The organism is Streptomyces sp. NPDC087428, from assembly GCF_044744085.1.
Taxonomy (GTDB): Bacteria; Actinomycetota; Actinomycetes; order Streptomycetales; family Streptomycetaceae; genus Streptomyces.
This window is the reverse complement of record NZ_JBIUXR010000010.1, coordinates 344,536-361,701: the sequence shown is the minus strand read 5'-3', so window position 1 is coordinate 361,701 and position 17,166 is coordinate 344,536. Positions and strand designations below refer to the sequence as shown.

Genomic DNA, 17,166 nt, shown 5'->3' with positions numbered 1-17,166 from the left:
GGGCCCTGTTCTTCTTGCGATGATCGGCCGGTGACGTCCCCTCATACCGTTCCCGAACAGCCGGGCCATCAGCACACCCACTCGCACAGCCACAGCCACGGCCCCGCCGCCCCCGTGTCCAAGCACCTGCGCAAGGTGATCGCCGCCGTGCTGATCCCGTTCGCGGCCGCGGTCGCCGTCGGTCTCGTGGTGCTCTGGCCCGGTGGTGCGCCGGCGCACGAGCGCACCGGTGTCGGGTTCGACCGGCAGACCCAGCAGGCCAAGGTGGTGAACATCGACAGGGTCGACTGCAAGGACGTGAACGCGGCCCAGCTTCCCACCAGCGGCGAGACCACGCAGCCGACGGGGGACCCGGCCACCGGTGGCGACGGGGCCGGACTCTGCGCGAAGGCCACGATCGAGGTCACGAGCGGCGAGGACAAGGGGCGCACCTTCATCGAGGTCGTCCAGCCCGACGCACCGCGACAGCTGCGGGAGGGTCAGGGGGTGGTGGTCGCGTACGCCCCCGACGCGCCCCATGACCTCCAGTACTCCGTGACGGATGTGAACCGGAAGTTCCCGATGGCGCTGCTGGCGGGGATCTTCGCCGTGGCGGTGGTCGTCGTGGGCCGGCTGCGCGGGGTCATGGCGCTGGTGGCGCTCGCCCTGTCGTTCGCCGTGCTGACCCTGTTCATCCTCCCGGCCATCCTGCAGGGCTCGAATCCGCTGCTCGTGGCGGTCGTCGGGGCCAGTGCCATCATGCTGATCGCCCTCTACATCTGCCACGGGCTGACCGCCCGCACCTCGGTCGCCGTCATCGGCACCCTGATCTCACTGCTGCTGATCGGGCTGCTCGGCTCGCTCTTCATCGGCTGGGCGAGCCTGAGCGGGAACACCGACGACAGCACCGGCCTCATCCACGGCCTGTATCCGCACATCGACATGAGCGGTCTGCTGCTGGCCGGCGTCATCATCGGTTCGCTGGGAGTGCTCGACGATGTGACGGTCACCCAGACGTCGGCGGTCTGGGAACTCCACCAGGCGGACCCCACGATGAATGCGAAGCAGCTCTACCGGGCAGGGATCAGGATCGGACGGGACCACATCGCGTCGGTGGTCAACACCCTGGTGCTCGCCTATGCGGGCGCCGCGCTTCCGCTGCTGCTGCTGTTCTCGATCGCCCAGAGCAGCATGGGAACGGTGGCCAACAGCGAGCTGGTGGCGGAGGAGATCGTGCGCACACTGGTCGGCTCGATCGGGCTGGTCGCCTCGGTGCCGGTGACCACCGCGCTCGCGGCACTGGTCGTCTCCGCGGACCGTACGGGGGTCGGCGCGGAAGCCGGGGCTTCGGCACCCGTACGGAGTGGCGGAGGACGCCGCCGACGGGCGAGGCCCTGAACAGTCGCTCACGGAGAGTGATTCACCCGTTCGGCAGGTGTGCTGTTCGACCGGCACCCGGGGCTGGCGGGACGATCCCCGTCAGCCGGCGTTCTGTTCCTCGGCCAGAATTCGCCCCAATGCCTCTTCGAGATTGCCCTCGAAATCACCCAGCGTGCACTCCTGCCCGAGGGGGACGAGCTTGTCCGTCCTGTCGAGAAAGGCCACAAGTGGTGCCGTACCTGCCCTGAACAGGGCGCGGTCCGCCCCCACCTGGAGCCGGATGTGGACATCGCACAGCCCTTCGGGCTCGGTCGGCCCGATGTGTACGTCGCCGTCGCCACTGGGGCTGTTGAGGCCGTCGAGCAGCAGCTCACGGCCGAAAGCCCAGGTGACGGGGGCGTCGCCGGGCAGATGGAAGGTCATCCGGATCGCGTACGGATCGCACACTTCGTACCGGAGCTCCACCGGGATACGGAAAGAGAGTTCCTCGGAGACGAGGAAGCTCATCATGACCTCAGCTTGAACCGACTCGCGCATCGTTCAACCCCGCAGTAGATGAATCTGGCCAGGAATGATCCCCCGTGGCCCTATTGACGCCATCGTGGTGCACGCGATAGCAGATCACAAGGAGTGATTTTTCAGATACTGATAGAGAACACGAACGAACGCAAGAGGCTGGCCACTTCGCCACGTAGCCGTTCGACTGCGGGGAGCAACCGTTCTTCCTGGTCGAGAGGTACCGAAATGGCCATCGCCGCCGCCGTGAAACCAGCCGTGATCGGGATGGCCGCGCAAACCGTCCCGAGGGCGTACTCCTGTCGCTCGACGACAGGTTCCATTCGCTCCAGCGACCGCAGCCGTTCAACCAGCGCCGGGCGGTCGCGCACGGAGTAGCGGGTCAGCGGGCGCACCGGATACCGGTCCAGGTGGTCCTCGCGGGCCTTCTCGTCGAGCTGGCTCAGCAGGCACTGGCCGATCGCGTGGGCGTGCCCGGTCTCCTGGAAGGCGGCCCATTCCTCCACCGCGGGCGCTGCCGGGGTGTCGGCGACCGCGACGAGTTCGATCTCACCGTCGCGGTAGACGGCGCAGTACACCGGGGCGCCGATGATGTCCCGCCAGCGGCCCAGCGACTGGGTCATCCGGCTGCGACGGTTCTGCAGGGCGCCGTCGTTCACCAGCCGCTCGGCGGCGGCACCGAAGAGGAAGACGCCGTTCTCCCTGCGCAGATATCCCTCATGGGTGAGGGTGCGCAGCAGGTGGTAGGCGGTGGGCAGCGGAAGCCCCGCCTCCCGCGCGAGCTGTTTGGCCGGCGCCCCGTCGCGATGGGCACCCACGGCCTCCAGCAGCTTCAGCGCCCGCTGCACCGATCCGATCAACGTCGGCACAGCGGTACTCGATGCCGTGGTCAACGGTCACCCCCAGGCATGGTGACGGGCGGTCAGCCCGCCTGTGGAGGCCGCCCCCACATGTCTGCCGCAGGCCTGACTCCGGAAGCCGTGCCCACCACTGGTCAGGTGGTGACTGGCGGTGCTCTCCCAGGCGGCGGCAGCGAATTTCACTGTATCGGCAGCGCCCGAAGGGGGTGTCGTTTCGTCTTCCGCTTAGCTCAGCTGGCCTAACGGTCTCCCGATCGCGCGGCTACCAGCCGCCGCCCGAGGAGGACGACATGAACTTCCGCACGAGGAATACGATCCCGCCGACCAGGACCACGAAGATCAGGACCTTGAAGAGCAGCCAGACGACGAAGCCGACCACGCTGGCGATCAGGCCACCGAACACGACGATCGCGATGACGGGCACCGCGATCCACTTCACCCACCAGGGCATTCCCGCGAATATCTCCCGCACGGCCATCGTCCATACCTCGTCTCTGTGAGTTCCTGCTTCGATGCTAGAGGTGCGGGGGTGGCCGGCGGGGGCCTCGCAGCCCTTGAACTCCCCTGATCGAACCCCTAGGGATCCCCGAGAGACGGCTCCGCCTCCCGGACCCCTCAGCCCTCGGGCGGCGAGAAGACCACCATCACCCGCAGGTCCTCGGTGATGTGGTGGAACTTGTGGGCCGTGCCGGCAGGTACATACACGACACTTCCTCTGCCCACCTGCGTGGTTTCCATGCCCACGGTGATCGACGCGCGCCCGCTGACGACGAGGTAGACCTCGTCCTGCTGGTGCGGCTGCTGCGGATCGAGGTCACCGGCGTCCAGCGCGTACAGACCGACAGACATGTTCCGTTCGCGTACGAACTGCAGGTACGCCCCGTCGTTGGCGGCCCGTTCCGCTTCCAGCTCGTCCAGTCTGAATGCCTTCATGGCCTGTCCGTCCCTTGCCTCTGCCCAGCCGGTGTCCACCACCGATCATGTCTGCCACGATCAGACACATGAAGAATTTCGTAGTCAAGACGATCGCCAACGCGGGTGCGCTGGCAGTGGCCATCTGGCTGCTCCAGGACATCACGCTGTCCGGCGGCAGCACCGGCCGCAAGGTACTGACCCTGATCGTGGTCGCGCTGATCTTCGGCCTGGTCAACTTCTGTGTGAAGCCCGTCCTGAAGCTGCTCACGCTGCCGCTCTTCATCCTCACGCTGGGGCTGTTCACCCTGGTGGTGAACGCCCTGATGCTGATGCTGACCTCCTGGCTGGCCGGCCAGTTCGACCTGAGCTTCCACGTCCACGGCTTCTGGACCGCGGTCCTCGGCGGACTGATCATCTCGATCGTGTCCTGGGCGCTGAACGTCGTCCTGCCCGACGAGGACTGATCCGCGTCCACCTGGAACAGTGCAGGCAGAACCGGTGACGGACCGGGGAGAGCAGTGAGGACGCAGTATGAGCACCATGGGCGACGGAACCCGCGCGGTACGGGCCGGCCTGCCGGAACCGGAACAGTACGAACCGACTCTCCCCGGTCCGGTCTTCGCCGCTCACTTCCACCTCTCCGGCGAGCCGACCGGCCCGTACACCTATGGCCGTGACACCAATCCGACCTGGACCCATCTGGAACGGGCCATCGGCGAGCTCGAAGCGCCGGGGGAGAGCGTCGAGACCACGGTCTTCGCCTCCGGGATGGCGGCGGTCTCGGCCGTGCTGCTCTCCCAGACGCGCACCGGCGACGTGGTCGTGCTGCCCGACGACGGATACCAGGCGCTCCCCTTGGTACGAGCGCAGCTGGAGGCCTACGGGGTCGAGGTGCGGACCGCCCCGACCGGGGGCGATGCCCAGCTGGCCGTCCTGGAGGGGGCCAGGCTCCTGTGGATCGAGACCCCGTCCAATCCCGGGCTCGACGTCTGCGACGTGCGACGGCTCGTCGAGGCGGCGCACGCGGGCGGGACGCTGGTGGCCGTGGACAACACGCTCGCCACCCCGCTCGGCCAGCGCCCGCTGGAACTGGGGGCCGACTTCTCGGTGGCCAGTGACACCAAGGGCATGACCGGGCACGGCGACATCCTGCTCGGCCACGTGGCCTGTCTCGACCCCGGGCTGGCGGCGGGGGTGCGGCGGTGGCGCAAGGTGGTCGGCGCGATCCCCGGGCCGATGGAGGCCTGGCTCGCGCACCGCTCGCTGGCCACCCTGGAACTGCGCATCGAGCGGCAGTGCGCGAACGCCCTCGCACTCGCCGAGGCGCTCACCGGGCACCGGGAGGTGACCGGGCTGCGGTATCCCGGGCTGCCCACCGACCCCTCGCACCCGAACGCCGTGCGGCAGATGCGGCGCTTCGGCTCAGTGGTGTCGTTCGTACTGGCCGACCGGGAGACCGCAGAGCGCTTCCTCTCGGCGCTGCGGCTGGCCGAGGACGCGACCAGCTTCGGCGGTGTGCGCTCCACCGCGGAGCGACGGGCCCGCTGGGGCGGCGACGCCGTGCCGGAAGGCTTCATCCGCTTCTCGGTGGGCGCCGAGAACCCGGCGGACCTGGTGGCCGACGTGGAACGGGCGCTGGCCGAGGCAGTCGCCGGAAGCTGAGCGTCCGTACGGGCAGCAGCCGATGCGGTACGGACGGCCCGAGCCTCCCCCCTCGTGGCTCGGGCCGTCCCGGCACGCCGCTTTCCGCACGCGACGAACCGCCTCGACAAGGCTAGTTGACTCTGCGTCAGTGTCCAATCACAGTAGCGGCAGCGGCCTATCGGCATATTTATGGTTGTCCGGGCCCGACACGTCGCAACGGTGAGAGGGGACAGGACATGGACCTGGCCCTGCTGCGCACCTTCGTCACCGTGCACCGGGCCGGTTCGTTCACCCGGGCCGCCGCGCTCCTCGGCCTCTCCCAGCCGGCTGTGACCTCCCAGATACGCACCCTGGAACGGCAGCTGGGCCGCCCCCTCTTCCTGCGCAGAGCCCGCGGTGTGACGCCCACCACCATCGGGGACGAACTCGCACACCGGGCCGCTCCCCATCTGGACGCGCTGGTGGAGATCACCGAGGCGGAGCTCGACGAGGAGACGGGCGTTCGCACGCTGCATCTGGCCGGGCCACCGGAGTTCACCTCGCTACGGGCGCTGCCCGCGCTCACGCCGCTGATCATCCAGGGCCTCGCCCTGCGCAGCTCGTTCTCCGCGGACACCGACGAGACGCTGGACGGCCTGGCCGCCGGACACCACGATCTGGCCATCGTGACGGCCCGCCCGCGCGGTGGGCTGCTCACCGCGACCCCGCTCTGCGACGAGGAGCACGTCCTGGTCGCCGCGCCCCGCTGGGCCGGGCGACTGGGGCCGGGGACCTTGCGGCGCAACGGCCCGGTGGTCCTGGAACAGCTGCCGGTGGTGGAGGTCCACGAGAGCCTGCCGCTCGTCTCCCGCTACTGGGCCGCGGTCTTCGACAGCCGGCCCGCAGCCGCCGGGGCCGTCATCGCACCGGACCTCCGGGCCGTTCTGGAATGCACGGCGGCGGGCGCCGGGCTGGCCGTCCTGCCCCGCTACCTCTGCGAAGGCGCACTGGAGCGGGGCGAGGTGGTGGCACTCCTCGACCCTCCCGTGCCCCCGCTGCGCACCTACTTCATCGCCGCACGGACCGGCACGCTCGCGCTGCCGCATCTCGCGCGCGCGCACGAGTGGCTGCTGCGCGCCGCAGCCGACTGGTGACCTCAGAACGGTCCAGCAGCCCTCAGGTGTTTCAGAACGGGTCCAGCGGGCCACTCTCTTGCCATGACCGAACGTCCCGTGGTCAAGCGCACCGCACGCGCCATCCTGCTCGACGGCAACGACCTCATCCTCATCAAGCGCACCAAGCCGGGGGTGGATCCGTACTGGCTCACTCCGGGCGGCGGGGTCGAACCCGAGGACGCGACTGTCGTCGACGCCCTGCACCGTGAGGTGGACGAGGAACTCGGCGCCAAGATCACCGATGTGGTCCCCTGTTTCGTCGACACCGTGGAACACATCGAGGGCAGCGGGGTGAAGGGCGTCAAGGTCCAGCACTTCTTCGTCTGCCGGCTCGACTCGATGGACCTGTCCCTGCGCCACGGACCCGAGATCGACGCACCCTGTGGGGAGTACGACGTCGTCCGGGTGCCGTTCAGCCGGGTCGGGATCGCTGCCGTCCACCTCGTACCGCTGTCGCTCCGCCATTACCTGGACGGCAACATCGAGGGCGTGCGCGCGATGCACGCGACCGATCTGGGCTGATCGGCCGCGGAGCTGTTTCACGTGAAACAGCCCACGCGAAACGGCTCAGATGATTCAGCTCAGGTGACACGGCTCAGCTGAAAGTCCGCCCCGGCGTGGCCGGCGGCTGCGGGTCTCGGCCAGTTCCGTTAAAGCGGTGGACGAGCGATCATTACGTCGGAGAGCCTGACCCTCATGTCCAGTCCACTGCCCCGCCCGCTCGCCGGTCTGCCCGTCCGGCGTCTCACCCGGGACGATCTGGTCCCTTGCGCCGATCTCTCCGAGGACCGCGGCTGGCCGCGTGATGAGCACCGATGGGGACTGCTCCTCGCAGCGGGAACGTGCTTCGGCATCGACGACCCCGATGGCAAAGGCCTGATGGCGACCTGTGTGGTGACCTCCTACGGCCCGCGCATGGCCGCCATCGGCATGCTGCTGGTCGCCGGACGCCACGCCCGGCAGGGGATCGCCCGGCAGCTGATGCACCAGGTGATCGAATCGACCGGGGGCACTCCTCTCAGCCTCTACGCGACGGCACAGGGCCGACCGCTCTACGAGAAGCTCGGGTTCGTCGCGGTGGGCCGCGCCGAGCGGATGAGCGGGCATTTCCAGCCGCCTGCCGGGCCCGGCAGCCCGGATGCGGATGTTGATCAAGGTCTGGGGGTCAGCCCCGGGCTCACCGTTCGTCCTGCCTCGGCCGGAGACCTTCTGGCCATGCTCCGGCTGGACGGACATGCCTTCGGCCTCGACCGGACACACCTCCTGACCCGCCTCCCCGCCTTCGCCGACCACCTGCGGGTGGCGGAGGAGGGCGGGGAGCTCGTCGGTTATGCGGGGCTCTGGCCGAGCTCGGCCAGTCACGTGGTCGGACCGCTCGTCGCGCGGGACACCGCCACGGCGAAGCTCCTCGTGTCCTCGCTGGCCGGGGCGACCGACCGGCCGCTGCGTGCCGATATCGACGCCCGTCACGAGGAACTACTCCGCTGGCTCGGGGAGCGCGGGCTCGGACACGGCTCAGCGACCACCGTGATGACCCTCGGGGAGCAGCCGCCGGGGGACTGGACGCAGTGCTTCGCGCCGCTGAGCGTGGCGACCGGCTGACAACCCCGGCGGAGGTCCGGGCGGACCGGGCGGTTCCGTCTGCCCCAGGCCCGTCGTCGCGAGTTCAGACGAGGCTGTCCACAGCGGCTGTGGCGAACCCGTGATCCTGCTCGGGCGCCCCGCCACCGACGCCGACAGCGCCGATCAGACGGCCGTCGCGGTGGACCGGGACGCCACCGGCGATGAACAGCAGCGGCCGGTCCAGCGCGGTCGGCAGGGTGTGGAAGAGACCTCCCGGCTGGACGGCGTCGACCAGGTCGGCTGTGGGGGCGTTGAGCTGAAGGGCCGTGTAGGCCTTGCGGGTGCTGGTCTCACCGGCGATCAGAACGGCCCGGTCGTCGCGGCGGAAGGCCAGCAGGTGGCCGCCCGCGTCGAGGACCGTGACCGCCGCGGCGACGCCTGCCGCCTCGGCGGCGATACGGGCCGCTCCGACGAGCGCCTCCGCGTCCTGCGTGGTGAGCGGGGCGACGGCGGCAGTGATGGTGCTCATGGGGATCTCTCCTTGATGCGGTGCGGTGCAGGGCAGTGCAGTGCGACGCGATGCGGGGCACTGCGGGGGTGCGTGGGTTGACGCGTAGGACGTGTGCGGCGGATCAGTGCCGGGCCGCGGGTACGGCGGCCGGCTCCGGAATGTGGGCGGCGACCGGCTGGTTCCGGGTGGCCGTGCGGCGCTCCAGGGTGCTGGAGACGACGGCGAGGACCAGCGCGGAGGCGGCGAGGACCGCGCCGACCCAGTTGGGCGCGGTGTAGCCGAACCCGGCAGCGATGACGACGCCGCCAAGCCAGGCCGACAGTGCGTTGCCGAGGTTGAAGGCGCCGATATTTACGGCGGAGGCGAGGGTCGGGGCGCCCGCCGCATGGTCGAGCACCCTCTTCTGCAACGGGGGCACGGTCGCGAAGCCCAGGCCACCGATCAGCACGATGGTGACGGCTGCCGCGATCTTGTTGTGCGCGGTCAGGGTGAACAGCGACAGGACGACGGCGAGCGCGCCCAGCGACACGTACAGCAGGGGCATCAGGTGGCGGTCGGCGAATTTGCCGCCGAGCAGGTTGCCGCCGACCATGCCGAGTCCGAAGAGGACCAGCAGCCAGGTGACCGAGGAGGCCGAGTAGCCGGCGATCTCGGTCATCATCGGTGTGATGTACGTGATCGCCGCGAAGACTCCGCCGAAGCCCAGCACCGTCATCGCCATGGCGAGCAGGACCTGCACATTGCGGAACGCGGCCAGTTCGTGGCGGAGCCGGACGCCTTCGGCGCGGGGCTGGTCGGGGACGAGCCCGGCCACTCCGAGAAGGCCGATGACACCGAGGCCGGCGACCGCGAAGAACGTGGCCCGCCAGCCGACGCCCTGCCCGATGTAAGTGCCGAGCGGGACACCGACGACGTTGGCGACGGTGAGGCCGGTGAACATCATGGCGATCGCACCGGCCTTCTTGTGCGGAGCGACCAGATCGGCCGCCACCACCGATCCGATGCCGAAGAAGGCGCCGTGGGCGAGGGAGGCGATGACCCGGCCGGCGAGCATCACCTCGAAGACGGGTGCGGTCGCGGACACCACGTTGCCGATGACGAACAGCCCCATCAGGATCATCAGCATGCGTTTGCGGGTGACCCTGGTGCCGAGAACGGTCATCAGCGGGGCGCCGAGGACGACACCGAGCGCATAGCCCGTGACGAGGAATCCGGCGGCCGGGATCGAGACCTGGAAGTCCGCAGCCACCTCGGGGAGCAGCCCCATGATCACGAACTCGGTGGTTCCGATACCGAATGCCCCGATGGCGAGGGCGAGGAGCGCGAGCGGCATGGGTGACACCTTCCCTGAAAATTGCGTCTGCGCCTTACGAGCGTCGACAATAATTGCAGACGCGGGTTAATTGCAAGCGCGGGCTATTGCACGCGTCGCCTATCCTGTACGTAAGCAGCTCCGGCACGGAGGAGAGACACCCATGACAGCGACGGACCCCGCACTGACCGCCCTCTCCCAGGGCTGGTGCGCGCTCTCTCTGCTCCACGGGAAGATCGAGGCCCATATCGAGCGTGCGCTGCAGAGCCGGCACGACCTCAGCGTGAGGGAGTACTCACTGCTGGACGTGCTGAGCCGGCAGCACAGCGGACCGGGCGGCCATCTGCAGATGAAGCAGGTGGCCGACGCCGTCGTACTCAGCCAGAGCGCCACCACACGCCTGGTCACCCGCCTTGAGGACCGCGGTCTGCTGACCCGGTACCTCTGCGACACCGACCGCAGGGGCATCTACACCGATGTCACCGAGTCCGGTCTCGCCCTGCTCGCCGAGGCCAGGCCGACCAATGACACCGCCCTGCGCGCCGCACTCGACGAGGCTGCCAAGGACCCCGAGCTGGTCCCGCTGGTCCGGGTGGTCGAGGAGCTGAAGGTCCCCGTATAGCCCGGTTGCCGCCGCGCGGCCCGGGGCGGCTGCGTAGGCTGCTGATCATGAGCGATCTGGACATACGTGCCGCGGGCGTCGACGACCTCTCCGAGATCGTGGCCATGCTCGCCGACGATCCGCTGGGCGCCGGGCGGGAGTCGCCGGACGACCTCACGCCGTACCGGGCGGCTTTCCAGCGGCTGGCCGGGGATCCGAACCAACACCTGATGGTCGCCGTGCGCGCGGACCGGATCGTCGGCACACTCCAGCTGACCGTCATCCCTGGCCTCTCCCGGCGCGGCTCGACGCGCTCCGTGATCGAGGGAGTCCGTGTCCACAAGGACGAACGCGGCAGCGGACTCGGCACCCGGCTGATCCAGTGGGCGGTGGACGAATCCCGGCGCCAGGAATGCCAGTTGGTCCAGCTGACCTCGGACGCGACCCGGACCGACGCGCACCGCTTCTACGAACGGCTCGGCTTCGCCGCCAGCCACGTGGGCTTCAAGCTCGCCCTCTGACCGCAGACCGGCACCCGAGGGAGCAACGGTGCACCACATCAGCGACGAGCAACGCCGCACCAGGCTCGCCGGACGCCATCTCCTGGCACCCTCCCTGCGCGCCGAATCCCCGGTGGCCGTGGCCGACGCCCTCGTCGCGCTGCATGCCACCGACGCGGCCACCGTCTTCCTGTCCGTCTGCGCCCGGCTCCGCACACCGGGCGTCGCCGCGGTGGAGAAGTCCCTGTACGAGGACGTCTCACTGGTCCGGCTGCTCTCCATGCGCAACACCCTCTTCACCGTGTCGGAAACGCTGGCCCCACAGATCGAGGCGTCGAACGCCCGCGCGGTGGCCGCCAAGGAGCGCCGGACCTTCCTGAAGCACCTGGCCGAGGACAGCCAGGTACTGGACGAACGCTGGCTGGACGACACGGAGAAGGCCATCCTGACGGCCCTGACCGCCCACGGGGCAGCCACCGGCAGCGAACTCTCCGCCGCCGTACCCGCCCTGCGCGCGAAGATCACGGTCTTCCCCGGCAAGAAGTACGAGGCGGTGCAGGGAGTGGCCTCCCGGGTCCTGCGCATACTGGCCGCCGAAGGCCGGATCCGCCGGGACCGGCCCCGGGGCTCCTGGACATCCAGCCAGTTCCGCTGGACGGCTGCCGAACCCCGGCCGGTGCTCGCCACCGCCGGGGCGCAGGCGGAACTGGCCCTGCACTGGCTCCGCTCGTACGGCCCCGGGTCCGAGGCCGACCTCAAGTGGTGGACGGGCTGGGGGCTCGGGCAGGTCCGCAAGGCGCTGGCAGCCGTCGGAGCGGAGGAGGTGCGGCTCGACAGCGGCTCCACCGCCTGGGTCGCACCGGGAGACACCGCGCCAGAACCGACGCCGGAGCCCTGGGCGGCCCTGCTGCCCGCGCTCGACCCGAGCGCGATGGGCTGGGCCGACCGCGGTTTCCACCTCGCTGCCGAACACCGGGCAGCCCTCTTCGACCGCTCCGGCAACATCGGCCCCACCGTGTGGTGGAACGGCCGCATCGTCGGCGCTTGGGCACAGCACGCCAACGGCGAGCCGGTCTGGCGGCTCCTGACCGACACCGGCCGGGACGCCACCGCCGCAATCGAGGAGGAGGCATCCCGGCTGGCGGGCTGGGTGGGGGAAGCGCGGATCACTCCACGCTTCCGCACCCCACTGGAAAGGGAGTTGACGGCCTGACCGCTCCGCCGCTCTGTTTCACGTGAAACACGGCACTCAACTTCCCAGACCACGCCACCCGTTCTCGTCCACCCCGCCCGGAACGGCCGCCGCGGGATCATACGGTTCACGCGTGAAGACGAACGAACCCAGGTCCAGATGGTTCACACTGCCGTCGTCGTTCCGGACGATCCGCAGCGTCTCCCCCGCGTAATAGCCGTCCAGTCCGATCCAGGTGCCGTCCGGCCGGGCGGTGAACCGCGCACCGCGGCCATCACCGCGCAGGCCACGGAGTTCCAGTCCGCGATCGGGGTTCAAGCGCAGGATGTTGGTACGCGTGCCCCAGTACCAGGGGCCGGTGAGCGCGAGAAGATCTGCGTCCACCTCGGGCAGCGGGCGCCACGGCTCCGGGATGCGGGGCTCGGCCTCGGCGACGATGTCCACGAGCTCAGCGGCCACCTCGCCGATCAGCGGGCCCGAGGTGACGTTGGCGAACACGACCGCGGCCACATCCTCCTCGGCGCAGAACCACAGGGTGGCCAGAAATCCAGGAAGCGACCCGGTGTGCCCGACGAGCGTGCGGCCCTTCCTCCGGATCACCTGCAGCCCGAGACCGTAGTTCCCTTCCCAGTCCCCCGACTCGGCCGGCGCGGACGGCTCCTTCATCTCCGCCACGGAAGCCGCACAGAGCACCCGGTCGTCTCCCTCGGCAAGGAAGGCGGCGAACCGTAGGAGATCGGCGGTGGTGGACCAGAGCTGACCGGCCGGCGCCATCAGTCCGAGATCCTCGGCCGGCTCGGGCAGCATGACGTCCGCCCACGGATGGACAGCCCAGCCACCGGCATACGGTGCCTCCGCCTCCGGACCCGTACGGTGCATCCCCAGCGGCTCCAGGACCTCACGCCGCAGAACCTGCGCCCAGGGCGCTCCGCGCATGGCCTCGATCAGCGCTCCGAGCACCGTGTAGCCCGGGTTGGAGTAGTGGTGACGGCGGCCGGGAACGTGCATCCGGGTCTGCTCACCGAGCACATCGGCCAGCTCGGGCCGCAGGCTGCCCGGCGTCCGCTCCCACCAGGGAGCGGGCGACTCCGCACCGAGCCCCGCACTGTGGCCCAGCAGCTGATGGATGGTGGCCTCGCCAACCCCCGTTCCGGGCAGGTGCTTCTCCAGCGGATCGGCCAGATCCAACAGGCCCTCGTCCCGCAGCCGCAGGACCAGCACCGCGGTGAACGTCTTGGTGAGGGAACCGATTCTGAACTGTGTGTCGGCATCCGGGGCATGGCCGTCGAGACAGGTGCGGGAGCCGTTCCAGACGGCCTGACCCCGGCGCTGCACCGCGGCGGCCAAGGAGGGTGAGCGGCCTTCGGCCTGGGCGGTGGCGATGCGGTGCAGCAGAGCGCGCTGGGTACCCGGAAGCAACTGTTCAGCAGGAGTAGTCATCGTCAACAACTACCGCCCCGAACCGCCAGGAGCGAACTCATTTCCCGGGCTGTTCAGCCGACGGTGAAGACCGGCCCGACCGGGCTCGACGGTCACTACAGTCCGTTCTCATGACGACGGTTGCCACGCGCACGGTGGAGTATCCGGCAGACGGCCTGACGATGGTCGGGCACCTCGCGCTCCCGGCCGGTAGCGGCCGCCGGCCCGCGGTCCTGATCGGCCCCGAGGGGACGGGGCTCAGCGATGTCGAGCGCCGCCGGGCCGACGCACTGGCCGAACTGGGCTACGTGGCGCTGGCCTTCGACATCCACGGCGGGCGCTATTTGGGCGACCCCGAGGAGATGCTGGCCCGTTGCATGCCGTTGCTCGCCGACCCCGACCGGATGCGGGGGATCGGCCACGCGGCCCTCGACGTGCTGCGCGCCGAACCGCGGACCGACCCCGACCGGATCGCCGCCGTCGGCTACGGAACCGGGGGCGCGATCGCGCTGGAACTCGGGCGCGACGGCGTCGGCCTGCGGGCGATCGGGACGGTCAACGCACTGATCACGGGCCGACCGGGCGAAGCGGCACGCATTCGTTGCCCGGTGTGGGCCGGTGTCGGGTCGGAAGACCCGATCATGGCGCCCGAGCAACGGGAGGCGTTCACCGCCGAGATGCAGGACGCGGGCGTCGACTGGCGCCTCGTCGTCTACGGCGGAGCCCTTCACGCCTTCCACCACCCGTCGGTCGACCACACTGTGCGTCCCGGCGTCGGCTACCACCCACGGCACGCGCAGCGTGCCTGGCGCGATGTCGTCGACCTGCTCGCCGAGTGCCTGCCCGTCACGGAGCTGCCGTCCGGCCGATGAGCCCTTCCGGGCCCCGGCCGGACGGGCGGATCAGCGCAGTCCGGCGAAGAGATCGTTCTCGGGTACGGCGGCGCCGGTGGCGTCCTTGACACGTACGAAGGTCTCCATGCCCATGAACTCGCCGAACCTCTCCTTGCCCATCTTGAGGAAGAAGATGTTCTCGCCCTGACTGGCATGCGCGGCCAGCGCATCGAACTTCTGGCCGCTGAACGCGGTGGTGTCCACCCACGTGGTGATCTCGTCGTCGGGGAGGCCGATCTTGGCCATCGCGGCGGCCTCGGCGGGATCCGGCTCCGGCATGTCCTCCTGGAACTCGCGCAGGGTCTCCCCGAACTGCTGCATCCTCGACCGGGGCATCGTCGTCCAGTACACCTTCGGTGTCAGCGCGGTCATCTCCAGCGCAGCCATCGTGATGCGGTTGGCCTGGATGTGGTCGGGGTGGCCGTAGAAGCCGTTCTCGTCATAGGTGACGACCACATCGGGCCGGTAGTGCCGCATGAGTTCCGCAAGCCGGGCGGCGCCTTCTTCCACCGGGGTCTGCCAGAAGGATCCGGGGGCCTCGTTGCTCGGCCAGCCCATCATCCCGGAGTCGGCATAGTCCAGCATTTCCAGATCGCTGATCTTCAGGACGTCGCAGCTCGCCTCGAGTTCCTGACGTCGCATCAAGGCGACGGCCGCCGGATCGTGCCCGGGGTCGCCCGGCTTGACACCCCCTTTCCCGTCACCGCAACCGCCGTCGGTACACGTCACGAGCACCGTGCGGATGCCTTCCGCCGCGTACTGCGCGAGGATCCCTCCGGTTCCGGTGGCCTCGTCGTCGGGGTGGGCGTGCACTGCCATGAGCGTCAACGGCCGGTCGGTCATGAAACAGTCCTCCTGCGAAAAATACGTCTTGGTCCGAGTGCGCTGCGGGCTCACCGCGATCCTGGGGTCCGGATCCTGGTGGGGCGGACGACCCTGTGGTCTCCGCGTTCCCCGCCCGTGCGGCGCCGGTCTCTCGGTCGATGCAACCGTGCGGACCGAACCGCTGTTCCCGGCGCGTCCGCTCGGCCTTCCCGACGTGGGCGCTTCAACGGGACCGTGTCCGAGCCGGCCGGTCCCACGGTTGCGTCCGATTCCCTGGACCGGCGGGCGGCGGCACACCGGGCAGCCCCGTGCGGCCGTGGCCGCACGGGGCTGCCCGGGACGCCTCAGCCGAGGCGTGCCTCAGCGAAAGGCGTCGATGTTCCGGGCGACCCAGTCGTTGAAGGAGCTCGGGGCGCGGCCGAGAACCCGTTCCACGTCCGGGCTGATCCGCAGTTCGGCCGGGTTCGGAGCGGAGATGATGTCCAGAGTCTCGTCGGCGAGCTCCGGCGGCACGAACTGGGTCATCGCGGCCTTGGCCTCCTCGCGGGTGAGTTCGTGGAACCGCACCGACGAGCCGAGCTCGGCGGCGATGACCTCCGCCTGCTGACGCGGCGTGATCACCTCGGGCCCGGTCAGCTCGAAGACTCCCCCGGTATGCCGGTCGTCCAGCAGGCAGGCCGCCGCGGTCTCGGCGATGTCCACCGGGTCGACGACCGGCACCCCGACGTCGCCGAAGGGTGCGGCGACCACCCCTTGTGTGCGGACGGACTCCGCCCAGGCCAGAGCGTTCGAGGCGAAGCCGCCCGGTCGCAGGACGGCCCAGTCCAGGCCGGACTCTCTCAACGCGTCCTCCACCGCACGCACCGCGATCCGCGACGGGCCGAGCGGCCTGGTCGCCACACCCTGCGAGGACAGCAGGACGACCCGGCGAACACCACTGGCCGCAGCCAGGTCGATGATGTCGGTCGGCCTGGCTCCGGGGGCGTGCAGGTCGCCGGAGAGCAGGAGGAACAGCGCCTTCGCCCCGCCCAACGCCGAGACGAGGCCGTCCGGTTCGGACAGGTCGGCCACCACATGCCGGACTCCGTCCGGCACCGCCGCCGCATGGCGTGACACCGCTGTCACCTGCTCGCCCGCCTCGGCCAGGGCCTGCGTCAAAGGCCGGCCCACATTCCCGGTAGCCCCGGTCACCACGATCATGTTCCGCTCCTCGTCCGTTGTGCACTGTGGCCATGGACGTTAGGAGGCGGGCTTACTTTTCGTAAGAACATACCCAGAGGTAAGCTCCGGACATGAGGGAAGGCGCGCAGCTGACACGGGCCGGGACCAGCACTCGGTATGAGGTGTTTCACACCGACTGCCCTGCGCGTGGCGTGGTGGACCACGTGACCAGCAGGTGGGGTATCTGGGTGCTGATCTCCCTGCGGAGCAGGGATCTTCGGTTCTACGAACTGCGTGACAGCATCCAGGGCATCAGCGAGAAGATGCTCGCTCAGACACTGCGCACACTGGTGCAGGACGGGCTGGTCTGGCGGGAGGTCGAGCCGACGACGCCACCCCAGGTCACCTACGGGCTGACCGAGTTCGGCCAGGATCTCGGTGAGCCGCTGACGGACCTGTTCGACCGGATCACTCAGCAGCTGGCGCCCGGCGGAGCATCCGCCACGGAACAGCCACCGGCCGCGCCATCGGACCGGCCACTCTGAGGCCCCACACGTACGAACCAAGCCGACGGAGCGGCCGAAGGCATGGGGGCCGCGCGCTTACCGGCGCCGGACCGAGGGGCTGACCCCGCGGGCACGCTTGAACGCCACGCCGAAGGCGGACGCGTCCTCGTGTCCGACGTCGCGGGCCACCGCCGCGACAGTCGCGTCCGTGTCCCGGAGCAGGTCCGCCCCAGGC

At 69.7% G+C, this 17,166-nt stretch carries 20 protein-coding genes; 11 read left to right on the top strand and 9 right to left on the bottom strand.

Annotated elements, in window-relative coordinates:
* Positions 1-30 precede the first annotated feature (30 nt).
* On the top strand, positions 31-1,377 hold the full coding sequence (locus tag ACIO3R_RS23270) for a YibE/F family protein (RefSeq protein ID WP_402108313.1): 1,347 nt from the start codon (positions 31-33) through the stop codon (positions 1,375-1,377).
* Positions 1,378-1,458: 81 nt separating this feature from the next.
* Here the strand turns inward: ACIO3R_RS23270 and ACIO3R_RS23265 are convergent, their stop codons facing one another.
* From ACIO3R_RS23265 to ACIO3R_RS23250, 4 genes are all read right to left on the bottom strand, one after another.
* Positions 1,459-1,896, bottom strand: coding sequence for an SsgA family sporulation/cell division regulator (locus tag ACIO3R_RS23265; RefSeq protein WP_024489558.1), 438 nt, complete (start codon positions 1,894-1,896; stop codon positions 1,459-1,461).
* A 101-nt stretch (positions 1,897-1,997) separates the two neighbouring features.
* Positions 1,998-2,768, bottom strand: coding sequence for an IclR family transcriptional regulator (locus tag ACIO3R_RS23260; protein WP_385041265.1), 771 nt, complete (start codon positions 2,766-2,768; stop codon positions 1,998-2,000).
* A gap of 229 nt (positions 2,769-2,997) precedes the next feature.
* Positions 2,998-3,213: a DUF5326 family protein gene (locus tag ACIO3R_RS23255; RefSeq protein ID WP_363022909.1), complete on the bottom strand. Its 216-nt coding sequence runs from the start codon at positions 3,211-3,213 to the stop codon at positions 2,998-3,000.
* A gap of 137 nt (positions 3,214-3,350) precedes the next feature.
* A complete protein-coding gene (locus tag ACIO3R_RS23250; RefSeq protein WP_363022907.1) occupies positions 3,351-3,668 on the bottom strand; it encodes a cupin domain-containing protein in 318 nt (105 codons plus the stop codon).
* A 68-nt stretch (positions 3,669-3,736) separates the two neighbouring features.
* Here ACIO3R_RS23250 and ACIO3R_RS23245 point away from each other — a divergent pair, with 68 nt between their 5' ends.
* From ACIO3R_RS23245 to ACIO3R_RS23225, 5 genes are all read left to right on the top strand, one after another.
* Positions 3,737-4,114, top strand: a complete 378-nt coding sequence (locus tag ACIO3R_RS23245) for a phage holin family protein (RefSeq protein WP_385041271.1) — start codon at positions 3,737-3,739, stop codon at positions 4,112-4,114.
* A 67-nt stretch (positions 4,115-4,181) separates the two neighbouring features.
* Positions 4,182-5,312, top strand: a complete 1,131-nt coding sequence (locus ACIO3R_RS23240; RefSeq protein ID WP_402108310.1) for a cystathionine gamma-lyase — start codon at positions 4,182-4,184, stop codon at positions 5,310-5,312.
* Between the two features lie 218 nt (positions 5,313-5,530).
* A complete protein-coding gene (locus ACIO3R_RS23235) occupies positions 5,531-6,427 on the top strand; it encodes a LysR family transcriptional regulator (protein WP_402108306.1) in 897 nt (298 codons plus the stop codon).
* 63 nt (positions 6,428-6,490) lie between these two features.
* Complete coding sequence (locus tag ACIO3R_RS23230) at positions 6,491-6,970, top strand: NUDIX hydrolase (RefSeq protein WP_329615118.1); 480 nt, start codon at positions 6,491-6,493, stop codon at positions 6,968-6,970.
* A gap of 174 nt (positions 6,971-7,144) precedes the next feature.
* A complete protein-coding gene (locus ACIO3R_RS23225; protein WP_402108301.1) occupies positions 7,145-8,050 on the top strand; it encodes a GNAT family N-acetyltransferase in 906 nt (301 codons plus the stop codon).
* 64 nt (positions 8,051-8,114) lie between these two features.
* Here the strand turns inward: ACIO3R_RS23225 and ACIO3R_RS23220 are convergent, their stop codons facing one another.
* Together ACIO3R_RS23220 and ACIO3R_RS23215 are read right to left on the bottom strand one after the other, a co-directional pair.
* Entirely contained in the window at positions 8,115-8,540 is a 426-nt protein-coding gene (locus ACIO3R_RS23220) for a heme-binding protein (RefSeq protein WP_402108299.1), read from the bottom strand.
* Between the two features lie 103 nt (positions 8,541-8,643).
* Positions 8,644-9,855, bottom strand: coding sequence for an MFS transporter (locus tag ACIO3R_RS23215; RefSeq protein ID WP_402108298.1), 1,212 nt, complete (start codon positions 9,853-9,855; stop codon positions 8,644-8,646).
* Positions 9,856-9,997: 142 nt separating this feature from the next.
* Between ACIO3R_RS23215 and ACIO3R_RS23210 the strand changes: the two genes are divergently transcribed.
* From ACIO3R_RS23210 to ACIO3R_RS23200, 3 genes are read left to right on the top strand one after another with little or no spacing between them, the layout of a single operon-like run.
* Positions 9,998-10,456 (top strand): MarR family winged helix-turn-helix transcriptional regulator, encoded by a 459-nt coding sequence (locus ACIO3R_RS23210; RefSeq protein WP_402108295.1) that lies wholly within the window; start codon positions 9,998-10,000, stop codon positions 10,454-10,456.
* A 47-nt stretch (positions 10,457-10,503) separates the two neighbouring features.
* Complete coding sequence (locus ACIO3R_RS23205; RefSeq protein ID WP_402108293.1) at positions 10,504-10,956, top strand: GNAT family N-acetyltransferase; 453 nt, start codon at positions 10,504-10,506, stop codon at positions 10,954-10,956.
* 28 nt (positions 10,957-10,984) lie between these two features.
* Positions 10,985-12,148 carry a winged helix DNA-binding domain-containing protein gene (locus ACIO3R_RS23200; protein WP_402108290.1) on the top strand — a complete coding sequence of 388 codons (1,164 nt, stop codon included), beginning with the start codon at positions 10,985-10,987 and terminating at the stop codon, positions 12,146-12,148.
* Between the two features lie 36 nt (positions 12,149-12,184).
* Here ACIO3R_RS23200 and ACIO3R_RS23195 read toward each other — a convergent pair whose 3' ends face one another.
* On the bottom strand, positions 12,185-13,567 hold the full coding sequence (locus tag ACIO3R_RS23195) for a serine hydrolase domain-containing protein (RefSeq protein ID WP_402108287.1): 1,383 nt from the start codon (positions 13,565-13,567) through the stop codon (positions 12,185-12,187).
* A gap of 110 nt (positions 13,568-13,677) precedes the next feature.
* On the opposite strand from ACIO3R_RS23195, the gene ACIO3R_RS23190 reads away from it, so the two are divergent.
* Positions 13,678-14,418, top strand: coding sequence for a dienelactone hydrolase family protein (locus ACIO3R_RS23190; protein WP_385040565.1), 741 nt, complete (start codon positions 13,678-13,680; stop codon positions 14,416-14,418).
* Between the two features lie 30 nt (positions 14,419-14,448).
* On the opposite strand, the gene ACIO3R_RS23185 is transcribed toward ACIO3R_RS23190, so the two are convergent.
* Both ACIO3R_RS23185 and ACIO3R_RS23180 read right to left on the bottom strand, forming a co-directional pair.
* A complete protein-coding gene (locus ACIO3R_RS23185) occupies positions 14,449-15,282 on the bottom strand; it encodes a PIG-L family deacetylase (protein WP_385040568.1) in 834 nt (277 codons plus the stop codon).
* 342 nt (positions 15,283-15,624) lie between these two features.
* Positions 15,625-16,464, bottom strand: a complete 840-nt coding sequence (locus ACIO3R_RS23180; protein ID WP_402108284.1) for an SDR family oxidoreductase — start codon at positions 16,462-16,464, stop codon at positions 15,625-15,627.
* A 92-nt stretch (positions 16,465-16,556) separates the two neighbouring features.
* On the opposite strand from ACIO3R_RS23180, the gene ACIO3R_RS23175 reads away from it, so the two are divergent.
* Positions 16,557-16,970 (top strand): winged helix-turn-helix transcriptional regulator, encoded by a 414-nt coding sequence (locus tag ACIO3R_RS23175; RefSeq protein WP_402108282.1) that lies wholly within the window; start codon positions 16,557-16,559, stop codon positions 16,968-16,970.
* The last annotated feature ends 196 nt before the right edge of the window (positions 16,971-17,166 follow it).

What these genes read in the sequence shown, in the direction of transcription:
- ACIO3R_RS23265 (WP_024489558.1), bottom strand. Translation starts at nt 1,896, where the DNA reads ATGCGCGAGTCGGTTCAAGCTGAGGTCATGATGAGCTTCCTCGTCTCC.
- ACIO3R_RS23250 (WP_363022907.1), bottom strand. Translation starts at nt 3,668, where the DNA reads ATGAAGGCATTCAGACTGGACGAGCTGGAAGCGGAACGGGCCGCCAAC.
- ACIO3R_RS23190 (WP_385040565.1), top strand. Translation starts at nt 13,678, where the DNA reads ATGACGACGGTTGCCACGCGCACGGTGGAGTATCCGGCAGACGGCCTG.
- ACIO3R_RS23245 (WP_385041271.1), top strand. Translation starts at nt 3,737, where the DNA reads ATGAAGAATTTCGTAGTCAAGACGATCGCCAACGCGGGTGCGCTGGCA.
- ACIO3R_RS23225 (WP_402108301.1), top strand. Translation starts at nt 7,145, where the DNA reads ATGTCCAGTCCACTGCCCCGCCCGCTCGCCGGTCTGCCCGTCCGGCGT.
- ACIO3R_RS23175 (WP_402108282.1), top strand. Translation starts at nt 16,557, where the DNA reads ATGAGGGAAGGCGCGCAGCTGACACGGGCCGGGACCAGCACTCGGTAT.
- ACIO3R_RS23210 (WP_402108295.1), top strand. Translation starts at nt 9,998, where the DNA reads ATGACAGCGACGGACCCCGCACTGACCGCCCTCTCCCAGGGCTGGTGC.
- ACIO3R_RS23185 (WP_385040568.1), bottom strand. Translation starts at nt 15,282, where the DNA reads ATGACCGACCGGCCGTTGACGCTCATGGCAGTGCACGCCCACCCCGAC.
- ACIO3R_RS23220 (WP_402108299.1), bottom strand. Translation starts at nt 8,540, where the DNA reads ATGAGCACCATCACTGCCGCCGTCGCCCCGCTCACCACGCAGGACGCG.
- ACIO3R_RS23255 (WP_363022909.1), bottom strand. Translation starts at nt 3,213, where the DNA reads ATGGCCGTGCGGGAGATATTCGCGGGAATGCCCTGGTGGGTGAAGTGG.
- ACIO3R_RS23180 (WP_402108284.1), bottom strand. Translation starts at nt 16,464, where the DNA reads ATGATCGTGGTGACCGGGGCTACCGGGAATGTGGGCCGGCCTTTGACG.
- ACIO3R_RS23235 (WP_402108306.1), top strand. Translation starts at nt 5,531, where the DNA reads ATGGACCTGGCCCTGCTGCGCACCTTCGTCACCGTGCACCGGGCCGGT.
- ACIO3R_RS23240 (WP_402108310.1), top strand. Translation starts at nt 4,182, where the DNA reads ATGAGCACCATGGGCGACGGAACCCGCGCGGTACGGGCCGGCCTGCCG.
- ACIO3R_RS23230 (WP_329615118.1), top strand. Translation starts at nt 6,491, where the DNA reads ATGACCGAACGTCCCGTGGTCAAGCGCACCGCACGCGCCATCCTGCTC.
- ACIO3R_RS23215 (WP_402108298.1), bottom strand. Translation starts at nt 9,855, where the DNA reads ATGCCGCTCGCGCTCCTCGCCCTCGCCATCGGGGCATTCGGTATCGGA.
- ACIO3R_RS23205 (WP_402108293.1), top strand. Translation starts at nt 10,504, where the DNA reads ATGAGCGATCTGGACATACGTGCCGCGGGCGTCGACGACCTCTCCGAG.
- ACIO3R_RS23195 (WP_402108287.1), bottom strand. Translation starts at nt 13,567, where the DNA reads ATGACTACTCCTGCTGAACAGTTGCTTCCGGGTACCCAGCGCGCTCTG.